Annotated in this window: 9 protein-coding genes; 5 read left to right on the top strand and 4 right to left on the bottom strand. The window is 69.2% G+C overall.

From position 1 onward, the window contains the following. Window positions 1-205: 205 nt before the first annotated feature. The gene (locus D7W82_RS21465) at window positions 206-1,747 is read left to right on the top strand and encodes a methyl-accepting chemotaxis protein (protein WP_120620135.1); all 1,542 of its coding nucleotides are present in this window, start codon (window positions 206-208) and stop codon (window positions 1,745-1,747) included. On the opposite strand, the gene D7W82_RS21470 is transcribed toward D7W82_RS21465, so the two are convergent. Then, window positions 1,748-2,578, bottom strand: a complete 831-nt coding sequence (locus tag D7W82_RS21470) for a PHP domain-containing protein (protein WP_120620136.1) — start codon at window positions 2,576-2,578, stop codon at window positions 1,748-1,750. A gap of 194 nt (window positions 2,579-2,772) precedes the next feature. On the opposite strand from D7W82_RS21470, the gene D7W82_RS21475 reads away from it, so the two are divergent. The 3 genes from D7W82_RS21475 to D7W82_RS21485 all read left to right on the top strand — a co-directional run bounded on the left by D7W82_RS21475 (window position 2,773) and on the right by D7W82_RS21485 (window position 5,090). After that, a complete protein-coding gene (locus D7W82_RS21475) occupies window positions 2,773-3,996 on the top strand; it encodes a deoxyhypusine synthase family protein (protein ID WP_120566539.1) in 1,224 nt (407 codons plus the stop codon). A gap of 45 nt (window positions 3,997-4,041) precedes the next feature. Continuing rightward, window positions 4,042-4,470 carry an OsmC family protein gene (locus D7W82_RS21480; RefSeq protein ID WP_120620137.1) on the top strand — a complete coding sequence of 143 codons (429 nt, stop codon included), beginning with the start codon at window positions 4,042-4,044 and terminating at the stop codon, window positions 4,468-4,470. A 92-nt stretch (window positions 4,471-4,562) separates the two neighbouring features. Then, window positions 4,563-5,090, top strand: a complete 528-nt coding sequence (locus D7W82_RS21485; RefSeq protein WP_120620138.1) for a hypothetical protein — start codon at window positions 4,563-4,565, stop codon at window positions 5,088-5,090. 13 nt (window positions 5,091-5,103) lie between these two features. On the opposite strand, the gene speA is transcribed toward D7W82_RS21485, so the two are convergent. Then, on the bottom strand, window positions 5,104-7,110 hold the full coding sequence (gene speA, locus D7W82_RS21490; protein WP_120620139.1) for a biosynthetic arginine decarboxylase: 2,007 nt from the start codon (window positions 7,108-7,110) through the stop codon (window positions 5,104-5,106). Between the two features lie 237 nt (window positions 7,111-7,347). On the opposite strand from speA, the gene clpX reads away from it, so the two are divergent. Further along, window positions 7,348-8,424: an ATP-dependent Clp protease ATP-binding subunit ClpX gene (gene clpX / locus D7W82_RS21495; protein ID WP_120620140.1), complete on the top strand. Its 1,077-nt coding sequence runs from the start codon at window positions 7,348-7,350 to the stop codon at window positions 8,422-8,424. Here clpX and D7W82_RS21500 read toward each other — a convergent pair. Together D7W82_RS21500 and D7W82_RS21505 are read right to left on the bottom strand one after the other, a co-directional pair. Further along, window positions 8,414-9,187 carry a CvpA family protein gene (locus D7W82_RS21500; RefSeq protein ID WP_120620141.1) on the bottom strand — a complete coding sequence of 258 codons (774 nt, stop codon included), beginning with the start codon at window positions 9,185-9,187 and terminating at the stop codon, window positions 8,414-8,416. The genes clpX and D7W82_RS21500 overlap by 11 nt on opposite strands. A 21-nt stretch (window positions 9,188-9,208) precedes the next feature. Next, window positions 9,209-9,757: a DnaJ domain-containing protein gene (locus D7W82_RS21505; RefSeq protein ID WP_120620142.1), complete on the bottom strand. Its 549-nt coding sequence runs from the start codon at window positions 9,755-9,757 to the stop codon at window positions 9,209-9,211. Window positions 9,758-9,822: the final 65 nt, after the last annotated feature.

Below are 9,822 nucleotides of genomic sequence, written 5' to 3' on the forward strand. Positions count from 1 at the left end.
GCGCCGGGCCCGCCAACCCCTTGAGATGACGGCTGAAACCGCGCCGCCCGGACGCCTGCCTCCGGACGGGCGGTGGATCAGCGGGCCCCCCTGTCCGCCCCTCCGCCCCCGGGCCTGGACCGGGGCCGGTTTGACGCTGTGGGGAGCCCACGCCTAGCGTCAGCGGGCTGTCCTTTCTGCGCTCATCGCCTGGGGAGTCGTCGACATGTGGGGCCGGCTGACCTTGCGGATGCAGGTGGCGATCGCGGTGCTGCTTCCGTGCCTCGCGGTGGTGTTCTTCACCGGGGTGTACTTCCCCGCGCGGCAGAAGGCGGCGGGCCTGGAGGTGCTCGCCGGCAGGGCCGTGACGCTGGGGACCCTGGTGGTGCGGCACCCCTCGCTCGCGCTGCCGGAGACCGCGCCGGATGCCCGCGCGCGGCGCGACGAGGTCTTCAACCAGGTGCAGTCCGGCGGCTTCACGCTGATGTTCCAGGAGCTGACCCGCAACGGCACGGTGGTGGCCGTGCGCGGCGAGGTGCCGAAAGGGGACACCGAGCCGAAGGAGCCCACGCCGGGGACGTGCACGGTGGCGCGGGGCACGGAGCAGGTCGTGGTGCGCTGCGAGAGCGATGGCCTCGTGTACCGCGCGGGCTTCGGCACCCACGAGGTGAAGGCGGCGCTGGCGGCGACGGAGGGCTATTCGCTCATGGGCTACCTGGGCGCCGCGGTGCTGGGCCTGGGGTTGGCCGTCATCATCAGCCGCGCCATCGCGGACCCCGTGTCGCGCGTCACGCAGGTGGCGCGCGAGGTGGCCCGGGGCGACGTGTTCCGGGGCGAGCTGGACGTGTCTGCCGCCGGCGAGGTGCGGCAGATGGCCACCTCCTTCAACGAGATGCTGGGCACGCTGCGCACCACGGTGATGGAGCTCGTCACGCGCACCGAGCAGCTGTCCAGCGCGTCGCGTGGCCTCATGGGCGCCTCCGCGGATCAGGAGCACGTCATCAGCCAGCAGGCCGCGTACGCGCAGCAGATCGCCGCCACGTTCGAGGAGCTCTCCCGCACCGCCGAGCAGATCTCCTCGTCCACGGAGGTGGTGGAGTCCAGCGCGCGGCGCACCCATGACGCGGTGGCGGAGGCGATGGCGGTGGTGGCGCAGGTGGTGGGCGGCATCAACGACATCCGCACGGAGTCCAAGGGCGTGGCGGACGCCATCGTGGGGCTGAACAAGGACCTGCAGCAGGTCTCCAAGATCGCCCAGGTCATCAACCAGGTGGCGGAGCGAAGCGACCTCCTGGCGCTCAACGCGGCGCTGGAGGGCACCAAGGCCGGCGACGTGGGCCGGGGCTTCTCACTGGTGGCCGCGGAGATGCGCAAGCTGGCGGAGAACGTGTCCGTGTCCGCGCGCGACATCGCCCGCATCGTGGAGAAGGTGCAGGACTCCGGCGAGGAGGCCGCGTCCAAGGCCCGCGTGGGCATGGCGACGAGCGACCGGGGCGTGGAGGTGGCCGAGCAGGCCTCCGCCGTCTTCCTGCGCATCGTGGAGCTGGCGCGCGGCACCAGCGAGGCGGCGCGGCAGATCACCATCGCCACCCGCCAGCAGCGTCAGTCCAGCGAGCAGGCGGTGCAGGGCGCTCGCAACGTGGCGGACCTGGTGAAGCAGGGCGTGGACGCCACCGGCCGCACCACCCGCATCGCCCAGGACCTCCAGGCCGTGGCGGAAGGCCTCACCGCGGTGACGAGCCGCTTCAAGGCCCAGCCCCGGCCGTAGTCAGACGGGCCGGGACGACGGCGCGCGGGCGCGCAGCTTCTGGAACAGCTCCGGGGACATGGCCGCGACGCCCAGGCGGTGGTCGGGCGCCACCGCCTCGCCGTGGAAGTCGCTGCCGAAGGTGGGCACCAGGTCGAACTCCGCCGCGAGCGCCAGGTACTTCTGCCGCACCGAGGGGTTGTGGTCCACGCCGAGGATCTCCAGGCCGGAGAGCCCCGCCTTCGCCAGCGCTTGGATCTCCGGGCGCTCCATCTTGGAGGAGCCGGGGTGGGCGAGCGTCGCGGTGCCGCCCGCGTTGCGGATGAGCCGGATGGCCTCCGCGCCGTCCAGCTTGAAGCGCTCCACCCACGCCGCGCGGCCCGTGCCCAGGAAGCGGTCGAACGCGGCCTTCACGTCCATGCACCAGCCCTGATCCACCAGCACCCGCGCCAGGTGGGGCCGCCCCAGCTGCGCGTCCCCGGCCACCTTGCGCACCTGCTCCATGCGCACCGGGAAGCCCAGCTCCCGCAGGCGGGCCACCATGGCCTCCATGCGGTGGGTGCGCTCGTCGCGCAGCCGGTCCGCGAAGCGCGCGAGGTCCGGGTCCTCCGGGCGCAGGAAGTGGCCCAGGATGTGGGCCTCCTTGCCATACACGAAGGCGGACAGCTCGATGCCGGGCACCAGCTCCAGGCCATGCGCCGCGGCGGCCGCCTTCGCCTCGTGGAGCCCCGCAACCGTGTCGTGGTCCGTCACGGCCAGGACGGTGACGCCCGCGGCGGCGGCTCGCGCCACCAGCTCCGAGGGCGGGTACTGGCCGTCACTGGCGGTGGTGTGCGAATGCAGGTCGATCACGGCGGTGGAACCCTCCGGAGGGCGGCGAGGCGGGCACTCTTACGCCATGTCCCCATGGGAAGGGGCCTGAAGAGCGGGCCCTGTGTGAATCCGCACGGCGGGCGGTTTGTTCCTGTCCGGTGGAGGCCCTCGGGGATGGCGGGGCCTCTGCCAGGCCTCCCCTTGGCAGGCCGGCGGTGTTAGATCGCCGCGCCATGGCCAAGACCCAGACCCCGAAGAAGTCCACCCTTCGCGCCGCCTACGCGAACGCGCGCAAGGCGGATCCGCGCCCCATCACCGGCAAGGAGAAGCCGGCGGAGCTGCTCGCGCACGCGTTCAGCGCCTACGTGGGCCGCCAGGAGCGCACCGCGTTCGAGCTGATGCAGCAGTCCGTGCAGCAGGACGCGTCCATCTTCCTCACGCTGTCGGGCGCCATGACGCCCGCGGGCCTGCACCAGTCCTGCCTCATCCCGCTGGTGGAGAAGGGCATCATCTCCGCCATCACCACCACCGGCGCCAACCTCTACCACGACGCCCACCGCATCATCGGCCACGGCATCCGCGAGGTGAACCCCAACGCGGGCGACCTCCAGTACCGCCTGGCGCGCATCATCCGCATCTACGACCTGGGCTTCTGGGAGGAGGCGCTGCTCGACACCGACCGCCTCTTCTCCGCCATCCTCCGGCAGCCGCAGTTCCAGCGGAAGATGACCACCCCGGAGTTCCACTACCTCCTGGGCAAGGCCATCCATGGCATCGAGAAGCAACTGGGCGTGAAGCAGCCGTCGCTGTTGTCCACCTGCTACAAGCACGGAGTGCCCATCTGGGTGGGCGCGGTGCAGGACGGCTCCATCTTCCTCAACGTCGTGAAGCTGAAGCGTCTGCTCGGTGACGAGTTCAAGTTCGAGCTCGACATCAACGACGACGTCTATTCCATGGCCGCCATGCAGCACTACTGCCGCCACAACGGCAGCGGGAAGCTGGCCATCTGGATTTTGGGCGGCGGCGTGCCCAAGAACTACACGCTCCAGGGCGAGCCGCTGCTGGATCAAATCCTGAACGTCCCCACGTCGGGCTTCGACATCGACGTGCAGTTCTGCGTGGACCCGGTGGACAACGGCGCGCTGTCCAGCTGCCCGGCCGGTGAGGGCCACACCTGGGGCAAGGTGTCCGTGGAGGCGGTGGAGACGGGCTCCATGTACGTGCACTGCGACGTGACGGCGGTGTTCCCCTGGCTCACGCACGCGCTGTTCAGCGAGCCCAAGAACAAGCGCAAGCCCATGCGCCTGATGGACAAGATGGACGACGCGGTGAAGTTCCTGGACGCGGACGTCAAGAAGCGCAGCAAGTCGCTGATGAAGACGCTGGACTGGAGCGTCGACGACGCCGAGCCTTCCTCCAAGAAGGATGCGAAGGCCCACGACAGCTTCGTGCGTTAGAGCGCAGCCCTTCCAACCCAGGCTTCAAGTCCCAAGGAGACGGTGATGAGTCAGCAGCCCGCGACGGGTGTGGTGATGTCCCTGGTGAGTGCCCCCCAGCTGAAGACGCAGGTGACGCACGGTCCCTCCGGCGCGACGCTGCCCACGGAGGCGCCGAAGGACAACGGCGGCACCGGCGGCAGCTTCTCCCCCACGGACCTGGTGGCCACGGCGCTGGCGTCCTGTGTCGTGACGACCATGCACCTGGTGGCCGGCAAGGAGGGCTTCACCCTGGGCGAGGTGCGCGCGACGGTGGAGAAGCGGATGACCCCGCCGCCGCGCAAGATTGGCGAGCTGGTGATCTCCATCCTGATGCCGGCCGGACTCGTGCCGGAGCAGCGCGCCATGCTGGAGAAGATCGCCCACGAGTGTCCCGTGGCGCGCAGCCTCCACCCGGACGTGAAGGTCACGGCGTCGTTCGGCTACCCGGACTGAAGCGGCCTTGAGGGGGCTCGGCGGGCCGCCTGCCTTCCGAGCCTCACTGGCAACGTGCGTCAGGCGGCCGTCATGCCCACCCTCCTGGGTACATGAACCTGAAGCGACTGGGCATCTATCTCAACGATCACCTCTTGGGCTCCACCGTGGGCGTGGACCTCGCGAAGCGGACGGAGCGCGAGAACCGCAGCAACCCGGTGGGGCAGTACCTGGCCACGCTCATCCCGCTGATTGAACAGGATCGCGCCACGCTGCTGGCGGTGATGTCCGCGGTGGACGCGCGCGTGGATCCGCTGAAGGTGGGCGGCGCGTGGCTGACCGAGAAGTTCTCGCGCCTGAAGCTCAACGGCTCCTGGCTGCGCTACTCACCGTTGAGCCGGCTGGTGGAGCTGGAGGGCCTGTGCGTGGGCTCCCACGGACGCGTGTCCATGTGGAAGAGCCTGGCGAAGGTGGCCGCGAAGGAGCCGCGTCTGGCGCGGTTCGACTTCGCCTTCCTCGCCGAGCGCGCCGAAGGGCAGCTGGAGACGCTCCAGATGCTGCGCCTTCGCGCGACGGAGGCCGCGTTCAGCGACACCTCCGTCGAGACCGGCGAACAGGCACCCGTCCCGACGGAGGCTTGAGGCGTCAGGGGCTTCAGGTCCCCGAGGGCGTGACGGGCGCGCGCGCCCCGTTCTCGGGGCCGGGCAGCAGGCGCAGCTGGCTGGCGGAGGTGAACGTCGCGTCCACCTCCCGCTCCAGGTACGTGTAGCCGGACAGGCCGTCCTCGTAGACGCGCAGCAGGTTGCGCGACTCGTCCAGGGTGATGCGCCCCTGGCGCAGCGCCAGCTCCGTGAACTTGCGCAGCTTCGCGACGAGGTCGTCCTTGTTGTAGCTCACGTAGTTGAGCACCTCCGTCACGGTGTCCCCGGCGACGACGTGGTCGATGAGGTAGCCGCCGCCCGGCGCCAGCGACACCTGCACCGTGTGCGTGTCCCCGAAGAGGTTGTGCAGGTCGCCCAGGATCTCCTGGTACGCGCCCACCAGGAAGATGCCCAGGTAGTAGTCGTCGCTGTTGAGCGCGTGCAGCTCCAGCGCGTCCTTCACCTCGCGCTTGTCGATGAAGTGCTCGATCTTCCCGTCCGAGTCGCAGGTGATGTCCGCCAGCGTCGCGCGCCGGGTCGGCTTCTCCGCCAGGCGGTGGATGGGCATCATCGGGAAGAGCTGATCAATGGCCCACGAGTCCGGCAGCGACTGGAACACGGAGAAGTTGCAGAAGTACGTGTCCGACAGCTGCTTCTCCAGCGCCTCCAGCTCCTCCGGAATCTCCCCGGCCTCGCGCGCCACGCGCAGGATCTTGTGGCAGATGGCCCAGTAGAGGTTCTCCGCCGCCACGCGCTGCTCCAGCGACAGGTGGCCCAGGGAGAACAGCTGGAGGCTCTCCTCCTTGGCGTCCTGCGCGTCGTGGAAGGCCTCGATGACGTTCTTGTTCGTGACCTCGCGGAACGTCGAATAGAGGTTGCGCACCACGGAGGGCGCCTTCTCGTCCACCTTGTCGGGCGTCTGGGACGGGTCGAACTCGCTCGTGCCCAGCACGTCCACCACCAGCACCGCGTGGTGCGCCACGACGGCGCGGCCGGACTCGGAGACGAGCGTGGGGTGCGGCACGCCCGCGCGGTCGCACGCCTCCATCACGCCGAAGACGACGTCGTTGGCGTACTCCTCCGTCGTGTAGTTCATGGAGGAGGCGAAGTTCGTCTGGGAGCCGTCGTAGTCCACGCCCAGGCCGCCGCCCACGTCCAGGTACTTCAGGGGCGCGCCCTGGCGGGCCACCTCCACGTAGAAGCAGCCCACCTCGCGCAGCGCGTTCTTCACGTTGCGGATGTTGGAGATCTGGCTTCCCAGGTGGAAGTGGAGCAGCTCGAAGGAGGCCAGCAGCCCCGCGTCCTTCATGAAGCTGATGCAGTTCATCAGCTCCGAAGAGGACAGGCCGAACTTGGACCGGTCGCCTCCGGACGCCTCCCACTTGCCGGCGCCGCGCGTGGACAGCTTCACGCGCATGCCCAGCCGAGGGGTGATGCCGGTGCGGCGCGCCACCTCCGCGATGAGGGGCAGCTCGCTGGGCTTCTCCACCACCAGGATGACGTTGCGGCCCAGGCGTGAGTAGAAGAGCGCCGTCTCGATGTACTCCTCGTCCTTGTAGCCGTTGCAGATGACGAGCGCGTCTTCGCTGTCCAAGAGCGCCATCACCGCGAGGAGCTCCGGCTTGCTGCCAGCCTCCAGGCCGTAGGTGTGCTCCTTGCCCGCCTCGATGATGGTCTCCACCACGTAGCGGTGCTGGTTCACCTTGATGGGGTACACGCCCCGGTACAGGCCCTTGTAGCCCTGGTCCGCGATGGCCTTCTTGAACGCGCTGTTCAGGTGCACCACGCGGTGGCGCAGCACGTCCGTGAAGCGCAGGAGCAGCGGCAGGCCGATGCCCCGGCGGCGGACCTCGTCCACCAGCTCCTTGAGGTCCATGCTCGGAGCGGCGGGCCCGTCCGGGTGGACGCACACGTGGCCCTTGTCGTTGATGCCGAAGTAGGGCGAGCCCCAGTTGCGGATGCCGTACAGCTCGTGGGCATCGGCCAGGGTCCAGCGGTGCTGAGGGGAGGGAGCGGCCATCGTTGTTTCGTGCCTCCGGTGGAGCGCGCGGCGGGGGTGTGGAAACTCCCATGAACACGGGAGGGGGGCCGGACTATCGGAAACGACCCATCCATTCAATAGCCGCCTGTTCGAGGAGCAGGCAGGCGGGCAGGGGCCCCATTCCAGGCTCTGGCCCTGGTGGGCCGGTCAGCATCCAATTCCTACCCTTCTACCCAGGCAGCGCAGGGAGGCCGAGTGGAGAGAAGGGGAGGGTACATGGAGTCGTCCGCACGCAGGGAAGAGGCAGCGCCACTGACCCCGCGGGAGATCTTCGAACGGCTGGACAGGTACGTCATCGGGCAGGACGCCGCGAAGCGGGCGGTGGCCATCGCGGCCCACAATCACCTCAAGCGCATCCAGGCGCGGCGGATGCGCCGGCAGTCCCTCATCAAGAAGTCCAACATCCTGCTCATTGGCCCCACGGGCAGCGGCAAGACGCACATCGCGCGCAACCTGGCGGACATCCTCCAGGTCCCGTTCACCACCGTGGACGCCACCGAGTACACGGAGGCGGGCTACTACGGGAAGGACGTGGAGGTGATGGTGTCCGACCTGCTCTTCAAGGCGAACCACTCCGTGGAGGACACCCAGCGGGGCATCATCTTCATCGACGAGGTGGACAAGATCGCCCGCCGCACCCAGGGCGCCCGCAACGGCGCGGGCAGCCGGGACATTGGCGGTGAGGGCGTGCAGCAGTCGCTGCTGAAGCTGCTGGAGGGGCGCGAGGTGCACGTGCCCATGAACGTCACGCAGGCGTGGAACAAGAGCGACTTCGTGCAGGTGGACACGCGCGACATCCTCTTCATCTGCGCGGGCACGTTCAGCGACCTGCACGACTACGGCGACGACGGCGGCCGGGCCATGGGCTTCGGCGCGGATGCGGCGGGGGGCAAGCGCAAGGAGAAGCGCATCTCCACGAAGCAGCTGGTGGACTTCGGGATGATGGCGGAGTTCCTGGGCCGCATGCCGGTGATGGTGCAGCTGGAGCGGCTGGGGGAGTCCGACCTGCTGCGCGTGCTCACCGAGCCGCCGGATGCGATTACGCGCGAGTTCAAGGAGCTGCTGTCGCTGGATGAAATCGAGCTGGAGTTCCCGGAGAGCGGCCTGCGGGAGGTGGTGCGCTACTCCATCGCGCGCGGGCTGGGGGCTCGCGGACTGCGCTCCATCCTGGAGCACGTGATGTCGGACATCATGTTCGAGGCGCCCGAGCGCAAGCACCGCCAGGTGACGGTGGACGCGGAGTTCGTGAAGGCGCGGCTCGCGGCGCTGGACGACGTGGAGCTCAACGCGTAGCGGGCGCCGGCTTCGTCGGTTTCTCGGAGGCCCGGGCGGCGGCGCCCAGCCGTGCCGCCGCCTGCGGATCCTGGATGAGCTGGAGGATCGCGTCGTTGCGCAGCAGGGCCCGCGTGTCGCCGCGCTCCAGCGCGTCCTGCAGGTCCCGGTGCGACAGCGCGAGCTGGAAGCGCGGGTCCTTGCGCAGCGCCTTGTAGGCCGGGTCCTCCTGGAGCTTCTTCGCCTTGGCGGGGTCGTGCGTGGCCTGGGCCACCTGGACCAGGTCCTCCAGCGGAGCGAACTGGGTCAGCTCGAAGAGGTTGAAGCGGCGCGACAGGTCGAAGGCGACGGAGTCCTTGGGGGCCACGCCCAGGCGCTTGCCGGCGACGATGACGTGCTGCTCCATGAACGTCATCGCGCTCAGGCAGACCCAGAATAGGGCGGCCATCTTCCCTCCGCCGAGCACGAAGCCCAGGGTGCGGTCCAGGCCGCGCTCTTCCGGGTCCCTGCCGGAGAGGAAGCGCAGCAGCAGCGCGCCCAGGGCGTATCGCACGGTGAGCCACGTGACGACGAAGAGGAGCACCGTGCCGAACAGTGTTCCGATGAGGAGCGGTGAGCCCAGCGCGACGGCGAGCTTCGGGCCGATGACGGGCGCGAGCTTGCGCGAGACGAAGTAGCCCGCCGCGAGCCCCACGGAGTTGGCCACCTGCCGGGCGGCGCCGGAGAGGGCTCCGAGGATGCCGAAGAACAGCACCATGCCCAGGAGGATGAGGTCGATGACCATGGGGTGGGCTCCTGGGGGCCGCTAGCGGATCTTGAACGACGAGTCGCCCTTGGACTTGTCCGCGGTCTGCTTCTGGGCTTCCGCGAGGGCTTCCTTGTAGCGGGCGTTGGAGGGCTCGTAGGTGAGCGCCATCTTGAGGTTGCGCTCCGCAGCGGACGGGTTGCCGGACTCCAGGTCCTTCTGGGCCTGCGTGTAGAACTGGCGGCCCTTGGGGTGGGTTCCGATCTGCTCTTCCTGCTCCTTCTTCGCGGCGGCCTTGGTCTCGGACTCGGAGGCGTCGGTGAAGCGCAGCTTCTGCGCGCGGTCCGGGCCGGCGATGTCGGAGAGGTACTTCTTGCGCTTGGTGTCGTCGCGCAGGACGTAATAGGCCTCGGTGACGCGCTTGTAGAGCTCGTTCACCTGGTCCTTGAGGGCCTTGGACTCCAGCTGGAAGAAGCGGTCCGGGTGGTAGACGCGGCTCTCTTTGTAGAACGCCTTCTTGATGTCGCCGGGGGCGGCGGTGCGCTCCAGGCCGAGCAGCTCGAAGTAGTCCGTCTGGTCGAGCTTCGCGCAGCGCGACTCCAGGTCCATGAGCTGCTCCGGGCTGAGGGCCGGGCCCCCCGCGGCGGCGGGCGGCGGGGGGCCCGGCCCTCAGC

This window comes from Corallococcus sp. CA049B (genome assembly GCF_003611685.1).
Classification (GTDB): Bacteria; Myxococcota; Myxococcia; order Myxococcales; family Myxococcaceae; genus Corallococcus; species Corallococcus coralloides.